The 18,767-nt window shown below is 72.4% G+C and carries 17 protein-coding genes and 1 tRNA gene; 4 read left to right on the top strand and 14 right to left on the bottom strand.

From position 1 onward, the window contains the following. Nucleotides 1–76: 76 nt before the first annotated feature. Entirely contained in the window at nucleotides 77–664 is a 588-nt protein-coding gene (locus ABT127_RS01695) for a TetR/AcrR family transcriptional regulator (protein ID WP_351443861.1), read from the bottom strand. A gap of 218 nt (nucleotides 665–882) precedes the next feature. Between ABT127_RS01695 and ABT127_RS01690 the strand changes: the two genes are divergently transcribed. Beyond that, on the top strand, nucleotides 883–4,221 hold the full coding sequence (locus ABT127_RS01690) for a S41 family peptidase (RefSeq protein ID WP_351443860.1): 3,339 nt from the start codon (nucleotides 883–885) through the stop codon (nucleotides 4,219–4,221). Between the two features lie 88 nt (nucleotides 4,222–4,309). Here the strand turns inward: ABT127_RS01690 and ABT127_RS01685 are convergent, their stop codons facing one another. The 4 genes from ABT127_RS01685 to ABT127_RS01670 form a co-directional block, all read right to left on the bottom strand. Beyond that, nucleotides 4,310–4,501 (bottom strand): hypothetical protein, encoded by a 192-nt coding sequence (locus ABT127_RS01685; protein WP_351443859.1) that lies wholly within the window; start codon nucleotides 4,499–4,501, stop codon nucleotides 4,310–4,312. A gap of 125 nt (nucleotides 4,502–4,626) precedes the next feature. Beyond that, a complete protein-coding gene (locus ABT127_RS01680; RefSeq protein WP_351443858.1) occupies nucleotides 4,627–5,502 on the bottom strand; it encodes an SDR family oxidoreductase in 876 nt (291 codons plus the stop codon). Beyond that, nucleotides 5,499–6,449, bottom strand: coding sequence for an alpha/beta fold hydrolase (locus ABT127_RS01675; RefSeq protein ID WP_351443857.1), 951 nt, complete (start codon nucleotides 6,447–6,449; stop codon nucleotides 5,499–5,501). Before ABT127_RS01675 ends, ABT127_RS01680 begins: the two co-directional genes overlap by 4 nt. After that, the gene (locus tag ABT127_RS01670) at nucleotides 6,446–7,975 is read right to left on the bottom strand and encodes a flavin-containing monooxygenase (protein ID WP_351443856.1); all 1,530 of its coding nucleotides are present in this window, start codon (nucleotides 7,973–7,975) and stop codon (nucleotides 6,446–6,448) included. Before ABT127_RS01670 ends, ABT127_RS01675 begins: the two co-directional genes overlap by 4 nt. A 174-nt stretch (nucleotides 7,976–8,149) precedes the next feature. Between ABT127_RS01670 and ABT127_RS01665 the strand changes: the two genes are divergently transcribed. Beyond that, nucleotides 8,150–8,785 carry a MerR family transcriptional regulator gene (locus ABT127_RS01665; RefSeq protein WP_351444050.1) on the top strand — a complete coding sequence of 212 codons (636 nt, stop codon included), beginning with the start codon at nucleotides 8,150–8,152 and terminating at the stop codon, nucleotides 8,783–8,785. Here ABT127_RS01665 and ABT127_RS01660 read toward each other — a convergent pair. Beyond that, the gene (locus tag ABT127_RS01660) at nucleotides 8,776–9,576 is read right to left on the bottom strand and encodes an exodeoxyribonuclease III (RefSeq protein ID WP_351443855.1); all 801 of its coding nucleotides are present in this window, start codon (nucleotides 9,574–9,576) and stop codon (nucleotides 8,776–8,778) included. The genes ABT127_RS01665 and ABT127_RS01660 overlap by 10 nt on opposite strands. A 69-nt stretch (nucleotides 9,577–9,645) precedes the next feature. Between ABT127_RS01660 and ABT127_RS01655 the strand changes: the two genes are divergently transcribed. Continuing rightward, complete coding sequence (locus ABT127_RS01655; protein WP_351443854.1) at nucleotides 9,646–10,167, top strand: GNAT family N-acetyltransferase; 522 nt, start codon at nucleotides 9,646–9,648, stop codon at nucleotides 10,165–10,167. Nucleotides 10,168–10,170: 3 nt separating this feature from the next. Here the strand turns inward: ABT127_RS01655 and ABT127_RS01650 are convergent, their stop codons facing one another. The 8 genes from ABT127_RS01650 to galU all read right to left on the bottom strand — a co-directional run bounded on the left by ABT127_RS01650 (nucleotide 10,171) and on the right by galU (nucleotide 18,050). Beyond that, a complete protein-coding gene (locus tag ABT127_RS01650; RefSeq protein WP_351443853.1) occupies nucleotides 10,171–12,207 on the bottom strand; it encodes a S9 family peptidase in 2,037 nt (678 codons plus the stop codon). A 146-nt stretch (nucleotides 12,208–12,353) separates the two neighbouring features. Then, nucleotides 12,354–12,427, bottom strand: a tRNA-Ala gene (locus ABT127_RS01645). Nucleotides 12,428–12,497: 70 nt separating this feature from the next. Continuing rightward, nucleotides 12,498–13,706, bottom strand: coding sequence for a divisome protein SepX/GlpR (gene sepX / locus ABT127_RS01640; RefSeq protein ID WP_351443852.1), 1,209 nt, complete (start codon nucleotides 13,704–13,706; stop codon nucleotides 12,498–12,500). Between the two features lie 171 nt (nucleotides 13,707–13,877). Next, nucleotides 13,878–14,546 (bottom strand): GNAT family N-acetyltransferase, encoded by a 669-nt coding sequence (locus ABT127_RS01635; protein ID WP_351444049.1) that lies wholly within the window; start codon nucleotides 14,544–14,546, stop codon nucleotides 13,878–13,880. After that, entirely contained in the window at nucleotides 14,543–15,067 is a 525-nt protein-coding gene (locus tag ABT127_RS01630) for a MogA/MoaB family molybdenum cofactor biosynthesis protein (protein ID WP_351443851.1), read from the bottom strand. Before ABT127_RS01630 ends, ABT127_RS01635 begins: the two co-directional genes overlap by 4 nt. Before the next feature lie 120 nt (nucleotides 15,068–15,187). Beyond that, entirely contained in the window at nucleotides 15,188–15,679 is a 492-nt protein-coding gene (gene moaC / locus ABT127_RS01625; RefSeq protein ID WP_351443850.1) for a cyclic pyranopterin monophosphate synthase MoaC, read from the bottom strand. Between the two features lie 96 nt (nucleotides 15,680–15,775). After that, entirely contained in the window at nucleotides 15,776–17,143 is a 1,368-nt protein-coding gene (glp, locus tag ABT127_RS01620; RefSeq protein ID WP_351443849.1) for a molybdotransferase-like divisome protein Glp, read from the bottom strand. Nucleotides 17,144–17,147: 4 nt separating this feature from the next. Continuing rightward, entirely contained in the window at nucleotides 17,148–18,050 is a 903-nt protein-coding gene (gene galU, locus ABT127_RS01615; RefSeq protein WP_351443848.1) for a UTP--glucose-1-phosphate uridylyltransferase GalU, read from the bottom strand. A 94-nt stretch (nucleotides 18,051–18,144) separates the two neighbouring features. Here galU and ABT127_RS01610 point away from each other — a divergent pair, with 94 nt between their 5' ends. After that, nucleotides 18,145–18,765 carry a 5-formyltetrahydrofolate cyclo-ligase gene (locus ABT127_RS01610; protein WP_351443846.1) on the top strand — a complete coding sequence of 207 codons (621 nt, stop codon included), beginning with the start codon at nucleotides 18,145–18,147 and terminating at the stop codon, nucleotides 18,763–18,765. Nucleotides 18,766–18,767: the final 2 nt, after the last annotated feature.

Raw genomic sequence — 18,767 nt, 5'->3', positions numbered from 1 at the left:
CCAGGGCAGGGAAAATCAGCCCGACGACGTTGAGCGGTGCGCGTCAGGTGAACGGGGTCTGGGCTTCGGGAGGAGCTCAGGCGACGAGGGCGGGGAGAACCACTGCGTCGATGTACGAGGTGAGGTAGGCCTGGGTGGGCGGCTGCTCGTCGATGAGCGTCCGGGTGGCGAAACCGCCGATCAGCATGTGGATGATGTAGTCGCGCGCCGGGTTGTCGGCCCGCATCTCACCTCGGTCCACCGCTCTCTGCAGCACGCGGTCCACACCGGACATCTCCGGTTCGACGATCCATTCCTTGAAGGCGGCCAGCAGGTCGGGGTTGGCGTGCACGGCCACCATCAGGCCGCGCATCAGCGCGCTGTTCTGCTCCATGTGACAGTCGTCGTCACGGAGCACCATCGCGTGCAGATCGCCGCGCAGCGAGCCCGTGTCGACCTCGTCGAAGTGCGGCTTCTGGTGCCGCAGCGCCTTCACGACCAGCTCGGCCTTGCCGCCCCACTGGCGGTAGAGCGTCGCCTTGCTGGCCCGGGTCCTGGTGGCCACGGCGTCCATCGTCAGGGCGTCGTAACCGACCTCCCGGAGCAGGTCGAGCACGGCCGCGTACAGCTCCGCCTCGCGCTCGGGCGTGATCCGGCTGCGTCTCGCTGTCGCTTCGGCCACCATGACCTCACCTCTCCGGGTTCGTACGCCTCTGAACATACCCTCCCCTTTAACGAAACGAAACAGTTTCGTTCGTGTGCTGCGCCACACCGAGCGCCGTGAGGGGCGCGGGGCCGTGCCGATGTGCGGCTCCGCCGCGTGGGCGCGCTCAGCCGCAGCGCAACCCGCGGACGAGAACACTCCCGGTTGCCGGAGGCCACATCGCGGAAAAGCATGAAGAGGTGATCCAGGACGACGCAGCCCAGGCCTACCTACGATTCCCGCACCTGAGCGGCGAGCGATTGTGCTTCGCCGCCGAGGACGATCTCTGGATCGCGCCGCTCGACGGCTCGGCCAGAGCCTGGCGGCTCACCGTCGACCGCACGAAGGTCAGCCACCCGCGCTTCTCGCCCGACGGCACCCACATCGCGTACACGAACTGGCGCAGCCTCGACCCGGAGATCCATCTGACGCCGGTCGACGGCGGCTCGGCGCGGCGGCTCACGTACTGGGGCAGCGTGGACACGCAGGTCCGCGGCTGGACACCGCCGGACAAGGACGGCCGGGCCGACATCCTCGCGGTGGCCTCGCACGGCGAGCCCTTCTCCTACTTCACCTTCGCCTACAGCGTCCCCACCGACGGCTCCCCCGGCGGCAAGCTCCCCTGGGGCCCGGTCTCCGACATCCAGATCGCCGACATCGACGGCGAACGGCAGACCCTGCTGCTCACGGGCACGCCCCCGCACGAACCGGCCGCCTGGAAGCGCTACCGGGGCGGCGCCCAGGGCCGCCTGTGGGTGTACGGGCATGGGGTCTCCCCTGCTCGAGCGGATTCGAGAGCTTGGGGAAGGATCCTCGCCGACCTCGACGGGCACCTCGACGCCCCGATGTTCGTGGGCGGCCGGATCGCCTTCCTCTCCGACCACGAGGGCATCGGCAACGTCTACTCCTGCCTGCCCGACGGCACCGGCCTCACCCGGCACACCGACCACGACGCCTTCTACGCCCGGCACGCCTCGACCGACGGCACCCGCGTCGTCTACCAGTGCGCGGGCGAGCTGTGGATCCTGGACTCGCTGGCGCCCGACTCCGTACCGCGCAGACTCCGGGTGCGGCTCGGCGGGCCGCGCACGGGGCGCCGCTCCTACCAGGTCCCGGCCGCCAGCCACGTCGACTCGCTCTCCGTCGACGAGACGGGCCGGGCCAGCGCGGTCGTCGTCCGCGGCTCGCTGTACTGGCTCACCCACCGCGACGGCCCGGCCCGCACCATCGCCGACACCCCGGGCGTCCGGGTGCGGCTGCCCGAGATGCTGGGCTCCGGCGGACAGGTCGCCTACGTCACCGACGCCGCCGGCGAGGACGCCGTCGAGATCGCCTACCTGCCCCGGGCCAGCGGCGACCGCCCGCCCCGGCGGCTCGCCTCGGGCGGCCTCGGCCGGGTGCAGGAACTGGTCTCCGACCCCGACGGCGGCCGCCTCGCCGTCGCCTCCAACGACGGCCGCCTGCTGCTGCTCACGGTGCCCGGCGACGGAGCCACCGAGATCACCGCCACCGGGACCACGGAGACCGCCGAGGTCACCGAGGTGATCCGGTCCACGAACGGCCCGGTCCGCGATCTCGCCTTCTCCCCCGACGGCGCCTGGCTGACCTGGTCCCACCCGGGCATCGGCCGCTCCCTGCGCCAGATCAAGATGGCCCGCATCACCGGCCCCGGCGAGCGCACGGTCGTCGACGTCACCAACGGCCGCTTCGAGGACGAGAACCCGGTCTTCACCCGCGACGGCCGCTATCTCGCCTTCCTGTCCTGGCGCGGCTTCGACCCGGTCTACGACGTGCACACCGGCGACCTGTCCTTCCCGCTCGGCTGCCGCCCCTACCTCGTACCGCTCTCCTCCGCGACCCCCTCCCCCTTCGCCCTCTCGCCCGACGGACGCACCGCCGCCGGGGGTCTCGACCCGGTCGAGGACACCGGCGGCGACGGCACCCCGACCGTCGAGATCGAGGGCCTCGCCAACCGTGTCGTGCCGTTCCCGGTCGCCGCCTCCAAGTACTCGGCGCTGCACCCGGTCTCCGGCGGCGGCCTGGTCTGGCTGCGCTGGCCGATCTCCGGCGCGCTCGGCGAGACGTTCGCCAACCCGGCCGACACCTCGTCCCAGCCGACCCTCGAACACTTCAACCTCAGCAAGGGCAAGAAGACCCAGCTCGTCGACCACATGGACTGGTTCGCGGTCAGCGGCGACGGCACCCGGCTCGTCGTCGCCGACGAGGGCGACCTGGAAGCCGTCCCCGCCACCGAGGCGGGCGACTCCGACTCCACGGTCTTCATCGACCTGCGCCGCATCCTGCACGAGGTCGACCCGGCCGCCGAGTGGCGCCAGGCCTACGAGGAGGCGGGCCGGATCATCCGCGCCTACTTCTGGGAACCGAAGATGTGCGGCATCGACTGGGACGCCGTCCTCGACCAGTACCGGCCGCTGATCGAACGGGTCGCGTCCCCCGACGAGTTCGCCGACCTGCTGCGCGAAGTGCTCGGCGAACTCGGCACCTCGCACGCCTACGTCTCCCCCGCCCGCCGCAACGAGGGCCCGCCGCACTACCAGCGCGCCCAGGGCCTGCTCGGCGCCAACTTCGTCTGCCGGGACGGCAGCTGGGTGATCAGCCGGATCCTGCCCGGCGACTCCTCCGACTCCCGGGCCCGCTCCCCGCTGTCCGGCACCGGCATCCGTGAGGGCGCCGCGCTCACCCACGTCGACGGCCGCCGGGTCGACCCGGTCGCGGGCCCGTTCCCGCTGCTCGCGGGCGCCGGCGGCACCACGGTCGAGCTGACCTTCGACCCGGCCGAGGGCGGCGGCCGGGCCCGCCGGGTCGCGGTGGTCCCGCTGGTCGACGAACGACCCCTGCGCTATCAGGACTGGGTCGCCAAACGCCGGGCCGTCGTACGGGAGTTGAGCAACGGCAAGTGCGGCTATCTGCACATCCCCGACCTGGGCGGCTCGGGCTGGGCCCAGTTCAACCGCGACCTGCGCATGGAGGTCTCCCGCCCCGCCCTCATCATCGACGTACGCGGCAACGCGGGCGGCCACATCAGCGAACTCGTCGTCGAGAAGCTGTCCCGCAGGATCCTCGGCTGGGACCTCACCCGCAACGCGCAGGCCGTGTCGTACGCGTCCAACGCCCCGCGCGGACCTGTGGTCGCCCTCGCCGACGAGGCGACCTCCTCCGACGGCGACATGATCACCGCCGCGTTCAAGCTGCTCGCGCTCGGCCCCGTCGTCGGCCAGCGCACCTGGGGCGGCGTCGTCGGCATGACCGGACGGCACCGGCTCGGCGACGGCACGGCGATCACGGTGCCGATGAACGCGGCCTGGTTCCCCGAGTACGGCTGGTCGATCGAGAACCGCGGCGTCGACCCCGACATCGAGGCGCTGCGCACCCCGCTGGACTGGGCGGAGGGCCGGCACGCCCAGCTCGACGACGCGGTCGAACTGGCCCTCGCCCTGCTGCGCGAACAGGGCGCCCTCACCCCGCCCGACTACACGGACGTACCGGACCGCAGGCGGCCGGAACTGCCGCCCCGGTGAACGGCGTCGGGCCCCACCCGGAGTTCCGGATGGGGCCCGACGGGGTCCGTGGTGCGCTCAAGGAGCACTCAGGACGGGCAAGCCTGGGTCAGGAGTCCTGCTGGAACTTCTCCCGGGCCTGCTGCGAGCGCTCGCCCGCCTCGTCCCGCGCCTGCTGAGCACGCTCGCCGGCCTGGTCCTGGGCCTGCTGCGAGCGCTCGCCCGCCTCGTCCTTGGCGCCGCCGAGCTTCTCCTTGGCCTGCTCCTGGAGCTGGTCGGCCTTGTCCTTGAACTGGTCCATGATGCCCATGCTTGTTCACTCCCGTAGTGGGTGAGGGGGTATGGGGCCTCGACCAGACTGACATGGGGTGACACACGCCGCATTTCGATCAATAACGGACCGTACCGGACTGCCGAAAGCGCAGGTCAGCGGCCCCGCACCGATTCGTCGGCAGCCCCGCCGGCACCCACCAGACCCTTCGGGACATGACCGAGCCGCCCCTCGAACCGGCGCATCTCACGCTGCCCGACCGTCCCGATCAGCGCGGGCAGATACCCCCGGATCCCCTGCATGCCGCGCAGCCACCACTGCGCGTACACGTGCGCGGACCGGCGCTCGATGCCGTCCACGATCCGGTCGACCGCGGGACCCAGCGGATACGTCTTGTTCGCCGGCCACGGCAGCCGCTGCCGCAGCTCGCGCATCACGTCGTCCTGGTCCGCGCCGCGCACCATGTCGGTGTCGGTCCACGACAGATAACCGACGCCGACCCGTACGCCCTTGTAACCGACCTCGGCGCGCAGACTGTGCGCGTACGCCTCCACGCCCGACTTCGACGCGCAGTACGCGCTCATCATCGGCGCCGGGGTGATCGCGGCGAGCGAGGCGATCTGCAGCAGATAGCCGCGCGACTCCGTCAGCACCGGCAGGAAGGCGCGGCCGGTGACCGCGGACCCGATGAGGTTCACCTCGATGACGCGCCGCCAGGCGACGGGGTCGGAGTCCACGAACGGGCCGCCGGTCGCCACCCCCGCGTTCGCCACGACGATGTCGACCTTCCCGAACCGCTCCTTCACCTCCCGCGCGACCTGCGCCATCGCCTCGTGATCGGTGACGTCGGCGTGCCACCAGTCGGCGTCGGAGTGCAGCCGCCCCGCGACCTGCTTCAGCTCGTCCGGCTCCAGACCGACCAGCGCGATCTTCGCGCCGCGCGCCGACAGCTTGCGGGCGAGCAGCTCGCCGACCCCGCGCGCCGCGCCCGTGACGACCGCGACCTGACCTTCGAGACTGACCTTGCTCATGCGGCGTCCACCCCTTCCTGGTCCTGCTCCACCTGTGTCGGTATGTACGTGCGGGACAGCTCCCGGATCTTCCCGGTGACCGCTTCCGGTGCCTCGATCGGCGTCATGTGGCCGAGCCCCGGCAGTTCGGTCAGGCCCACGCACTGCGGCAGCGCCTCGGCGATCCGCCGGGCGTGCACGACCGGGGTGAGCCGGTCCGCGGTCCCGGCGAGCACGGCCACCGGCATCGTCAGCGCCCGCACTCCCTCGTCGACCTGCAGCTCTTCGAGCACCTTCGACCACCCGTAGCGCACACCGCGCGGGCACGCGTGCACGATCCGCGCGCACGCCTCGACCTTGTCCGGCGCCGAACCGGGGCCCATCGTCCCGTACCTGAGGACCTTCTTGCCGACCGGCGTGACCGGCCCGAGCGGCGCCTTCGACCCCAGGATCGCCCGGGTCAGCCGGGTCCGCAGCGCGCCGGGACCGAGCAGCGGCACCACGGTCGACTCGGCCACCAGACCCGAACTGCCCGTGCTGCACAGCAGCAGCGCGGCGGCGTGCTCGGCCAGCTTCGCCCGCCCCGCGGCGGCCATCAGCGTCATGGCACCCATGGAGTGCCCGACGAGCACGGCCCGCTGCCCCGGCGCGAGCGTCGCGCCCAGCACCGCCTCCAGGTCGTCGGCCAGCATGCCGGTGGTGTACGGGAGCCGGGCGGAGGCCGGGCTGCGCCCGTGCCCCCGCTGGTCGTACACGATCACCCGGTGATCGGTGGCGAGGGCCCGCGTCTGCGCCGCCCAGAAGGCGGTCGAGCAGGTCCAGCCGTGCGCGAGCACGACGGCGGGCGCGTCGGCCGGACCGTGCACCTCGACATGGAGCCGGGCGCCGTCCGCCGAGGTGACGACGCGCTCCTCGGCGGCGACCGGCGGCGCGTACGGCCCGGTCCGGACATGGGTCAGACGGCTCACGCTGCACTCACCTTGGCCTTCTTCTTCGAACGGGACGTGCCCGGCGCGGCCGCGACGGGCGGTCGCACCACCTCGTACTCCCCCACGTCCACACGACGGGTGGCCTGCCGGAACTCGGTCGTGGTGCCGGGCCACACCGTCGTGTTGCGCCCGTTGGCGTCCAGGTACCAGCTGTCGCAGCCGCCGGTGTTCCACACGGTGCGCGTCATCCGGTCCTGTACGCGGTTGTTCCAGCCGGCGACGGCGGTCTCGCGCGGGGTGAGCGCGACGCGCCCGCCGAGCACGGTCAACTGCCGCATGTAGTCGGCCAGATAGTTCAGCTGGGACTCGATCATCAGGATCATCGAGGAGTTCCCGAGCCCGGTGTTGGGGCCGATGACCGTCATGAAGTTCGGGAACCCGGCGGCCGTGGCACCGCGCAGCGCCGCCATCCCGCCCTTCCAGCTCTCGGCGAGGCTGACCCCGTCGGCGCCCACGACCCGCTCCGCGATCGGCATGTCGGTGACGTGGAACCCGGTGCCGAACACGATCGCGTCGACCTCGGCCTCCGTGCCGTCGGCGGCGACCAGCGTGTTCCCCCGGATCTCGGCGAGCCCGGACGCGACCACGTCGACGTTCGGCTGGGCGAGCGCCGGATAGTAGGCGTTGGAGAGCAGGATGCGCTTGCAGCCGATGCGGTAGTCGGGGGTCAGCTTGGCGCGCAGCGCCGGGTCCTTGATCGCCCGGTACATGTTCCGCTTGGCGAGCCGCTCGACCACGCCCAGTTCGTCGGGGCGCTTGGTGAACGCCTGGACCTGCAACTCCCGGATGCCCCACAGCAGTCCGCGCCGCGCCTGGGTGGTGAACGGCAGCTGCCGGTGCAGCCAGCGCTCGGCCCGGGTGATGGCGCGGTCGGCGCGCGGCATGACCCACGGAGGCGTCCGCTGGAAGAGGGTGAGCTTCCCGACCTCCTTCTGGACGGCGGGCACGATCTGGATCGCGGACGCACCCGTCCCGATCATCGCGACGCGCTTGCCGCGCAGGTCGTAGTCGTGGTCCCAGCGCGCGGAGTGGAAGACCTTGCCGGGGAAGGTGTCGAGCCCCTTGATGTCGGGGACCTTCGGGTCGGACAGCGGCCCGGTGGCCGAGACGACGACGTCGGCGGTGAGGGTGCCCTGGGCGGTCTCCACCTCCCACCAGAGCTTCTCGCTGTCCCAGCGCGCCTGCTTCACCTCGGAGTCGAAGCGGATGTGCGGGCGCAGCCGGAAGGTGTCGGCGACCCCCTCCAGGTACTCCTGGATCCGCTCCTGCCCGGAGAAGGTCCGCGGCCAGTCCGGGTTCGGGGCGAACGAGAACGAGTACAGGTGGGACGGCACGTCACAGGCGCAGCCCGGGTAACTGTTGTCCCGCCAGGTCCCGCCGACCGTGCCGGCCCGCTCCAGGACCACGAAGTCGGTGATGCCCTCACGGCGCAGTCTGACCGCCGCGCCGAGCCCGCCGAACCCCGACCCGATCACCGCCACCCGTACGTGCTCGTGCTCGGCCATCCCGGGTCCTCCCTTGCGCACGACTCTGCCAGTGAACACTGGCGCAGTTCGGAGAGTAGAGCAGCGACCTACCGAGCGGTAGGGGTAGGACCGAGGAAAGTTACCGGTGGTACAACATAGGCTCGTGCCGTGCCCACAGAAGCGACGCAACCCAGCGAGCAGCGCGAGTACCGCATGGAGGAGCTGGCCAGGGCGGCCGGCATCACGGTGCGCACCGTGCGCTTCTACCGCGAGCGCGGCCTCATCAAGCCCCCGCGCCGCGAGGGCCGGATCGCCTGGTACGACGACACGCACCTGGCCCGCCTGCACACGATCGCCCAGCTCCTGGAGCGCGGCCACACCCTCAACGGCATCGCCGAACTCTCCGAGGCCTTCGACCGCGGCCGCGACGTCGCCGAGCTCCTCGGCATCGGCGAACCCACCGAGGAGGTCCCGGTCCGCCTGACCGCCACCGAACTCGCCGACCACTTCGCCGGCGACGTGACCCCGGAGAACCTCCAGGCGGCCCTCGACCTCGGCTACCTCGGCACCGACGGCGAGGAGATCGTCCACGTCAGCCGCCGCCTGCTCGACGTCTCGGCGGCCCTGGTCCGCGAGGGCATCCCGCTCGCCGAGGTCCTGGCGGCGGCCCGCACGGTCCGCGACCACGCCGACGCCCTCGCCACCCTCTTCCACGAACTGATCCTGGCCCACGGCGACGACAAGGACGTCCAACGCCTGCGCCCGCTGGCCAAGTCGGTGGTGGAGGCCGAACTCTCCATGGCCCTGGACCGCAGGATCAGCCCGCCGGCGGGTCCGTCCTACTCGTAGACGACGGTGACCGGGGCGTGGTCCGACCAGCGCTCGGCGTGCGTGGCCGCCCGCTCCACGAACCCCTTGACCGCGCGCCGAGCGAGCCCCGGCGTCGATACCTGATAGTCGATGCGCCAACCTGCGTCATTGTCGAAGGCCCGCCCCCGGTACGACCACCACGAGTACGGCCCCTCGACATCCGGGTGCAGGGCGCGGACCACGTCGACGTAGCCGCCGTCGTGCGCGTCCAGGACCCGACCCAGCCACTCCCGCTCCTCGGGCAGGAAGCCGGAGTTCTTCTTGTTGGCCTTCCAGTTCTTGAGGTCGGCCTCCTGGTGGGCGATGTTCCAGTCGCCGCAGACGACGACCTCGCGGCCGTCGGCGGCGGCCCGCTCCCTGAGACCCTTCAGGTAGGCGTGGAACTCGCCCATGAACCGGATCTTCTCGTCCTGCCGCTCGGTGCCGACCTCGCCGGAGGGGAGGTAGAGGGAGGCGACGGTGACGCCGGGCAGGTCCACTTCCACGTACCGGCCGCTGCCGTCGAACTCGGCCGACCCGAACCCGATCTGCACCCGCTCCGGCTCGCGCCGCGTGTAGAGGGAGACACCGGCCCGGCCCTTGGCGGCGGCCGGGGCGTGCACGACGTGCCAGCCCTCGGGCTCCCGGACCTCGTCGGGGAGCTGCTGCGGCTCGGCGCGCACTTCCTGGAGGCACAGGACATCGGCGGAGGTCTCGGCGAGCCACTCCACGAAGCCCTTCTTGGCGGCGGCCCGCAGCCCGTTCACGTTCACACTGGTCACAGTCAGCACCCGGCCACGGTACCGGCACACTGGACGGATCAGCCGCAACCGCATCAGCATAGAGTTACGATGGAACGTATGAGTATCCAGTCCGCGCCGTCCGCCTCCGCCGCCGGGATCACCCTGCGCCCGGTCTCCTTCGGCCACCCCGACGCGGTCGCCCTCAACGACCGCGTACAGCTCGAATACGCGGAGCGCTACGGCGACGAGGGCGATGTCACACCCCTCGACCCGACGATGTTCGACGCCCCGCGCGGGCGCTATCTGATCGCCTACGACACGGCGGGCGTCCCGCTGGCCACCGGCGGGTGGCGGACGCAGGACGAGAACGACGAGGGGTACGCGGACGGGGACGCCGAGCTGAAGCGGATGTACGTCACCCCGGAGGCCCGGGGTCTCGGGCTGGCCCGCCGCATCCTGGCCGCCCTCGAGGAGGACGCCCGCGCGGCGGGCCGCACCCGGATGGTGCTGGAGACCGGCACCAAGCAGCCGGAGGCCATAGCCCTGTACCTGTCGAGCGGGTACGAGCCGTGCACCAAGTTCGGCCACTACCGGTTCGAGGAGCTCAGCCGCTGCTACGCCAAGCCCCTCCAGCGCTGACCGTCACAGCAGGCCGGGGCGCCGCCACTCGGTACCGAGGACGTGGTGGTCGAGGAAGTTCAGGAACGTCTCGTACCAGACCTTGATGTGGCCCGGCGAGAGGATCCAGTGGTTCTCGTCCGGGAAGTACAGGTACTTCGCGGGGACTTCGAACCGCTGGAGGTCCTGGAAGAGCGCCGCGCCCTGGCCGACGGGCACGCGGTAGTCCTTCGCGCCGTGGATGACCAGCATCGGGGTGCGGATCTTCGCGGCGCTCTCGTACGGGGAGTCGGCCTCGTAGCGCTCGGGCCGGGTCAGCGGGTCGCCGAAGATGCGCTGGAAGTACCAGGGGACGTCGGTGTCGCCCTGGAACATCCGGAGGTCCCACAGACCGGCGTGGCTGACGATCGCCTTGAAGCGCTCGGTGCTGGTGGCGACCCGGTTGGCCATGTAACCGCCGTAGGAGCCGCCCGCGAGCCCGGTGCGGGTGGCATCGATGTCGTCCCGGGCCTCGGTGGCATCGGTCAGCGCCATCACGTCGTCGTAGGGGCGCCCGCCCCACTGGCCCCAGCCGCGCTCGTGGTTGCGCTGCCCGTAGCCGGTGGACAGGGCCGGGTCCGGGAGCAGCACCGCGTAGCCGCGCGCGGCGAACGGCCACGGGTTCCACCGCCAGGTCCAGGCGTTCCAGCTGCCCTGCGGTCCGCCGTGCACGGAGACGAGCAGCGGTGCGGGCCGCTCGGCGGACGCCCCTTCGGGGAGCACGAGCCAGCCGCGCAGCGGGAATCCGTCGTCCGCCTCGACGTGCACCTCGGTGAGGGTGCCGGGCAGTGCGCCGACGGCGCCCGGGGCGGGCAGTTCGGCGGGCGTCTGGTCGGCGGTCGCGGCGTCGAGGCGGACGGGGCGCGGCGGCGAGTCGATCGCGTTGCGCAGGGCGTACAGCGTGCGGCCGTCGGGGGCCACGCACAGCGATCCGTACGCGCCCGAGGCGGTGAGCCGGGTGACGGTGCCGTCGGCGTCGCGCCGGAAGACGGGGCTGTGGCCCTTCTCGTCCGCCGTGAAGAAGAGGGTGTCGTCGGCCGGTGAACAGACCGTGCCGCCGGGCCAGTTGTCGAACCCGGGCAGCAGGTCGCCGATCTCGCCGGTCGCCAGGTCGAGGCGGACGAGCGTGCCGTCCCAGGGTTCGTCGTACGTGGGGTAGAACATCCGGCTGCACACGACGGCCGTGCCGTCACCGGTGAAGACGGGCGCTTCGTAGACGTGTTCCACGTCGCCGAGGACGTGGAGCTGCTCGCCGGTGGTCGCGTCGGCGATCACCACGGCGGTGCGGTTCTCGTCGGGGACGCGGCCGGTCACGAACCGGGTGTACGCCACTCGCGTGCCGTCCGGTGAGAGCACGGCGTCCCCGGCGTCCTCCAGGCCCGCGCCCTGGCCGCCGGCGTCGACCGGATCGGCGTCGGCGGTGGCGCGGACGAAGACGTGCGGGTCCTCGGGGCCGAGGTCGCGGTCCCAGGCGCGGGTCGGCCCGGACTCGTAGAGGATCGCGGTGACCTTCGCGTCCTTGCGTTCCGTGCGGAGCCTGCCGTGCTCCTCGGCGTCGGCGGCGCCGGGCAGCAGCCCGGCGACGTGGCCGAGCGCGCCGGAGTCGCGGGCGACGGTGAACGCCGCGATGCCGCCGGGGTGCCGGGCCACGACGGCGGCCTCGCCGTGCGGGGGCAGCGCCCACAGCGCGGGCCCCTCGTGCTCGCCCTCGGCGTCGTCGATGTCACCGGGCCGGCCGGACAGGAAGTACAGCGCTCCGTCCGGGCCGAACTGGGGCCGGGACTCGCCCTTGTCGGACCGGGTCAGCCGGACCGCCTCGCGCGTGCCGGCCGGGTCGAGCTCCCACAGTCCGGGCACGAACCGGGTGCCGTCGGCGGACAGGGTCTGCACGGCGGCGACCAGCCGGCTGCCGTCGGCGGACAGGGCGAGGGAGTTGACGCGGGGCAGGGCGAGGTAGGTGGACAGGTCGTGGAAGACGGAGGCGCCACCGGGGGTGTCAGGAGTGTCAGGGGTCTCAGGCATGGTCGCGATTCTCGCGCGCGACGGCCGGTGCGGAACAGGGGATTTCACCGCTGCCCGGCCCGACAACGCAAAGATCCCGCCCGATCGTGATGATCGGACGGGATCTTGTCCACCGTCTGCGAGTCGCCTCACAAGCGGTGTTGCAGTGGACCTGAGGGGATTCGAACCCCTGGCCCCCTCGATGCGAACGAGGTGCGCTACCGGACTGCGCCACAGGCCCTTGCAACGAGTGAAACTCTAGCACCCCGGTCGGGGTGCTTGGAAATCCGTTCCGAGGCTGGTCAGCACCGTCACTCGTTGGCGGCGCGGGGCCGGCCGTCCGCGCCGTCGTCGTACTGGTCGAAGAGCGGAGTGCGGCCGCGTTCGCGCGAGCGGCGGGCGGAGGCGGCGCGGCGGGCGTCGCTGCGTCCGTCGTCGGCGGCGGGCGGCTCCTCGGCGTGCTCCTCCTCGACGGCCGAGGAGCGGGCGGCGCTCCAGGTCTCGGGGGCGCCGTAGTCGATGCCGCCGCCGGCGCGCGGGGCGACCGGTGCCGTCACGTAGGTGGGCAGCGGGACCGGTACGGGGTCCCAGCTGTCGCCGGGGCCGGGGTGGCGCTGGCGCTCGCGCTGCTGGTCGACCCACTCGGCGTGGTCGGTCTGTTCGACGAGGGCGCGCCGGTCGGCGGCGAGGGCTTCGAGGCCGGGGTCGGTCGCGCTCTCCTCGGCGTCTGGTCCTTCCTCCGCGGTGTCGGCGTACTCGGCGGACCGGCCGTACTCGGCCGTGGCGCGGCCCGCGGCCGGCTGCCGCCTGCGGGGCTGGCGCTCGCGCAGACGCTGCGCCGCGATCTCGGCGCGGCGGCGGTCCATGACGTAGGCGAAGCGGCGGCGCTCCTGGGCGCGCAGATAGACGATGTACGCGCTGAGCAGCAGGGCCGGTGCCGCGGGTGCCCACAGGAACGCGATGCCGCCGACTCCGGCGACGACCGCGCCGGCGGTGAACGCGATGAAGAGCATCACGGTGGTACGGCGGCGGCGGGCGAGCACCTTGGAGCGGCGGGCGCGGGCCTGTGCCTCGGCGGAGGCGGCGCGTGCGGCGCGGGACTTGGCGGCGTCCGGCACCGGTTCGCGCTCGGTGTGGTCGCGTCCGGTGACCGGGGGGCGCGGGGCGGGTGCCGGGCGCGGGGCTGCCGGGGGGCGCTGGGCCGCCGGGGGCCGCTCGGTGACCGCGGGGGGCCGGTCGCCGGCCGAGGGCGCGACGAAGGCCCGGACGTCCACCGGATCGGTGGGCGCGTCCGGGTCGACCGGGTCGCCGCTCCGCTCGTCCTCGGGCGAGCGAGCCTGGAGGTCCTTGGCGTACCGGCGCTCCATGCCCGCCCGACCGGAGAGAAGTCGGATCGCGGTGCTGAAGCGTTCCGTAGGACGTGCTTCGTTCAGCTCGTCCTGCCTACGGAGCCACATCGGCACCAAGTAGGCGGCCCAGGCCCCGACGATGACTGCGTAGATGAGGCCGCTGCTGCTCACGGTCACACCGTAGAGGGGTTTCCGTGAGGCCATCCGCCAATTGAGCCGGTGTGTCGCACGATCTGGCTGATATTTCGAGCTTTTTTTGCGACTGGTGCGATCAACTGGCCGACCGGGGCAGGAATTTAATGGCTCTCGCGGTCCATCGACGATCAAATTCGAACATTTATTTTATTTCGAGGGGGTCCCCGGGTCCATCGAGTTGGGTGCCCCCGGACCTGCGCTGTTGCCGGGCCGCTCGCGCCGCCACCGCCTGAGCATGCCCTCGGGGACCTCTTCGGCGGTGAGCGCGAAGACGAGATGATCGCGCCAGCCGCCGTCGATGTGGAGATAGCGTGGACGCAGCCCCTCCTCGCGGAATCCGAGTTTCTCCACGACGCGGCGGCTCGGCCCGTTCTCCGGGCGAATGCAGACCTCGATGCGGTGCAGGCCCACGGTGCGGAAGCAGTGGTCGACGGCGAGCGCGACGGCCGTCGGCATCACCCCGCGCCCCGCGACGGACTGGTCGACCCAGTAGCCGACGTGCCCCGAGCACATCGATCCCCAGGTGATCCCGGCGACGGTCAACTGGCCCACCAGGCGGCCCTGGTACTCGATGACGAAGGGCAGCATCCGGCCCGCGCTCGCCTCCGCGCGCAGATGGCGGACCATCTGACGGTAGGTCGGGCGGTGGGTGATCGGGCCGCTCGGCGTGGGCGGCGGGATCGTCGCCTCCCAGGGGCGCAGCCAGTCGCGGTTGCGCCGGTTCACCTCGCGCCAGGCGCGCTGGTCGCGCAGCTTTATCGGGCGGAGGACGACATCGCCCTCCGCCAGGACGACGGGCCAGGACGGGCTGTTCAGAGCGCACCCCCGGCGTGGGCTTCCGGTGCGGTGTCCGGTCTGGGGTGGTCGCCGCCGCGGAGCTGGTCGACGGCGTGGGTGAGCAGGGGCGCCAGGACGGCGAGGCCGTCCTTCACTCCCCCGCTCGACCCCGGGAGGTTCACGATCAGTGTGCGCCCGGCGACCCCGGCGAGGCCACGCGAGAGCGCGGCCGTGGGCACCTTCTCCCGGCCGTACGCGCGGATCGCCTCGGGGATGCCCGGCACCTCGTGGTCGATGACGCGGGCGGTCGCCTCGGGGGTGCGGTCGGTGGGCGAGATGCCGGTGCCGCCGGTGGTGACGACGACGTCGTACGCCGCCTCGACCGCGGCCCGCAGGGCGGCCTCGACGGGGTCTCCGTCCGGGACCACCCGGGGACCCTCGACCCGGAAGCCCATCGCCCGCAGTCCGTCGGCGATCAGCGGCCCGCCCTTGTCCTCGTAGACCCCGGCGGCGGCCCGGTTGGAGGCGGTGACGACGAGGGCGCGGTAGGTGTCAGACATGGTGGGGCTCCTTGGAGAGCCTTGGGCAATCCGCCGCCAGGGGCGGCAGGGTGGGCAGGGCGGCACCCCGGCGCGGGGCGAGCGATTCGGTGGGCGGTGCGGACAGCCCGGCCGGGCTGCTCACGACCGGCTCCAGGAACCCGACTTGCCGCCCGTCTTCTCCTCGACCCGCACATCGGAGATCACGGCGCCCTTGTCGACGGCCTTGACCATGTCGACGACGGTGAGGGCGGCGACCGAGACCGCCGTCAGGGCCTCCATCTCCACGCCCGTACGGTCCGTGGTCTTCACGGTGGCCAGGATCTCCACGGCGTCGTCCGCCACGGACAGGTCCAGCTTCACCCCGGACACGGCGAGCGGGTGGCACAGCGGGATCAGGTCGGGGGTGCGCTTGGCGCCCATGATCCCGGCGATCCGCGCGGTCGCGAGGGCGTCGCCCTTGGGCACGCCCTCGCCGCGCAGCAGTTCGACCACGCGCGACGACACGAGCACGCGGCCGCTGGCCCGCGCGGTGCGTGCGGTGACGTCCTTGCCGGACACGTCGACCATGCGGGCCGCTCCCGCATCGTCGAGGTGGGTGAGCCCCGTGGGCCGGTCTTGCGAAGTGCTCATGGCGTGGTGGCGCTCCCGATCCGAGCCGTGCGCGGTGCGGGCGCGCCGGACTGTTGTGCGCGACACGGTATCGCGAGCCCGCGGCGGCGGGGCCGGTCAGCCCAGGACAACCACGTCGACCTCGGTGCCGGGCTCGACCGACGTGACGTCCTCGGGCACGACGATCAGCGCGTCCGCCTGGGCGAGCGCCGCGACGAGGTGCGAGCCGGAGCCGCCGACGGGCGCGACCCGGCCGGCCTCGGCGTCGTACACCCCGCGCAGGAACTGACGCCGGCCGGCCGGCGAGGTCAGCGCCTTGTCGGTGGCGAGCTCGGCGCGGACCCGCGGGCGCTGCACGGACTCGGCGGGCAGGCCCATCAGTGTCCGGACGGCGGGCCGGACGAACAGTTCGAAGGAGACGTAGCTGGAGACCGGGTTGCCCGGCAGGGCGAGCAGCGGGGTGTGGTCGGGGCCGACCGAGCCGAAGCCCTGCGGCTTGCCGGGCTGCATGGCGAGCTTGCGGAACTCGACGCCGCTGCCCGCGCCGAGGCCGTCCTCGGCCTCCGTGTACTGATCGCCGATGGAGGTCAGGGCCTCCTTCACGACGTCGTACGCGCCGACGCTGACGCCGCCCGTGGTGACGATGAGGTCGGCGCGGATCAGCTGGTCCTCGATGGTGGAGCGGAGCGTCTCGGCGTCGTCCGCGACCGCGCCGACCCGGTAGGCGATGGCTCCGGCGTCGCGGGCGGCGGCGGTCAGCGCGAAGCTGTTGGAGTCGAAGATCTGACCGTCGGCCAACTGCTCGCCGGGCTGGACGAGTTCGCTGCCGGTGGAGACGACGACCACGCGCGGGCGCGGGCGTACGCGTACGGTGCCGCGGCCGATGGCGGCGAGCAGGGCGATCTGCGGCGGGCCGAGCACGGTGCCCGAGGCGAGCGCCCGGTCGCCGGCCTTGACGTCGCTGCCCTGCGCGCGGACGTGCGCGCGTGCCTGGGCGGGGCGGTGCACGCGGACTTCGCCGGAGGCGCCCTCGGGGGCGGAGCTGTGGGCGGTCATCGAGTCGACCGGGCCCGCGCCGAGTCCGCCGTCGGTCCACTCGACGGGGACGACGGCCTCCGCGCCGGGCGGCAGCGGGGCGCCGGTCATGATGCGGGCGGCCTGGCCGGGGCCGACGGTGGGCTGTCCGTCGGGTCCCGCCGCGCCCGCCGCGACGTCGCCGATCACCGTGAGCACGGCGGGGAACTCCTCGCTCGCGCCCGCGACATCGGCGACGCGCACCGCGTAGCCGTCCATCGAGCTGTTGTCGAACGGGGGCAGCGAGACCGGCACCGTCACGTCCTCGACCAGCACGCAGCCCTGCGCGTCGAGGAGTTGCAGCTCGATGGGGTCGAGCGGGTGGACGGTGGTGAGGATGTCGTCCAGGTGCTCGTCCACCGACCAGAGCTGGTGCTGACCGGTGGCGGACGGGGTGGTCGCGCTGCTCAAGGTGCTACATCTCCTCGGTGACGTAACGGCGAAGCCAGGTCCGGAAGTCCGGGCCCAGGTCTTCACGTTCGCACGCGAGTCTGACAATGGCACGCAGATAGTCGCCGCGATCGCCGGTGTCATAGCGGCGGCCCTTGAAGACGACGCCGTGCACGGGGCCGCCGATCGTCTCGTCCGCGGCGAGCTTCTGCAGGGCGTCGGTGAGCTGGATCTCGCCGCCGCGGCCCGGCTCGGTCTTGCGCAGTATGTCGAAGATGTTCGGGTCGAGGACGTAGCGCCCGATGACCGCGTAGTTGGAGGGGGCGTCCGCCGGGTCCGGCTTCTCGATGAGGTCGGTGACCTTGACGACGTCGCCGTCGGCGGTGGTCTCGACGGCGGCGCAGCCGTAGAGGTGGATCTGCGAGGGCTCCACCTCCATGAGCGCGACGACGCTGCCGCCGTGCCGCTCCTGGACCTCGACCATGCGCGCGAGCAGCGGGTCGCGCGGGTCGATCAGGTCGTCGCCGAGGAGCACCGCGAAGGGCTCGTGGCCGACGTGCGGGGCGGCGCACAGCACGGCGTGGCCGAGGCCCCTGGGGTCGCCCTGGCGGACGTAGTGCATGGTCGCGAGGTCGCTGGACTCCTGGACCTTGGCGAGGCGGCTGGCGTCGCCCTTCCGCTGGAGGGCCGACTCCAGCTCGTAGTTGCGGTCGAAGTGGTCCTCGAGCGGGCGCTTGTTGCGGCCCGTGATCATGAGTACGTCATCGAGACCCGCCGACACGGCCTCTTCGACCACGTACTGGATCGCAGGCTTGTCGACGACCGGGAGCATCTCTTTGGGAGTCGCCTTGGTGGCCGGCAGGAACCGGGTGCCGAGACCCGCGGCGGGGATGACAGCCTTGGTGATCCTGGTGTGCGAGTCAGTCATGTCCGTCACCATATCCGGCGCCAATGGGCGGAATCTGTGGGTCCGCTTTGTTGGCACATATATGAGTGGATGAGGAGAGGTTTGTGAGTTCTCTATGAGTCCGCACCCTCGTGACGCACGTGACGCCGAGCCTGACAAGCGCACATTGCGACGGGAGTTCCTCCTGGTGAGGAATGCGTTGCCAGAGGATGACGTGCAGGAAGCGCGGACGGTTCTCGCCCGGCGCGCCCTCGATCTCGCCGAGCTGGCGGCGGCGGGCACCGTCGCCGCGTACGTGTCGGTGGGCAGCGAGCCGGGCACCGGCGCCCTGCTGGACGCGCTCCGCGCGCGCGGGACGCGGGTCCTGCTGCCGGTGCTGCTGCCCGACAACGACCTGGACTGGGGCGCGTACGACGGGGCCGGGTCCCTCGTGGAGGTACGGCATCCGGGCAAGATGACGCTGACCGAACCGGGCGGCGCGCGGCTCGGCCGGGACGCGGTGCTGGCGGCGGACGTCGTACTGCTGCCCGGACTCGCGGTGGACGCGCGCGGGATGCGGCTCGGGCGCGGCGGCGGCTCCTACGACCGCGTACTGGCCCGGCTGGAGGCCGCGGGCGCGCACCCGGCGCTCGTCGTGCTGCTCTACGACAGCGAGGTCGTCGCGCACCTCCCGCACGAGGCGCACGACAAGGCCGTGCACGCGGTGGTGACACCGTCGGGCGTGCGCCGCTTCTAGGC

Origin of the sequence: Streptomyces sp. NPDC001904, assembly GCF_040297005.1 — a bacterium.
Classification (GTDB): Bacteria; Actinomycetota; Actinomycetes; order Streptomycetales; family Streptomycetaceae; genus Streptomyces.
The sequence above is the reverse complement of the archived record's forward strand: the minus strand, read 5'-3'. Positions and strand labels throughout refer to the sequence as shown.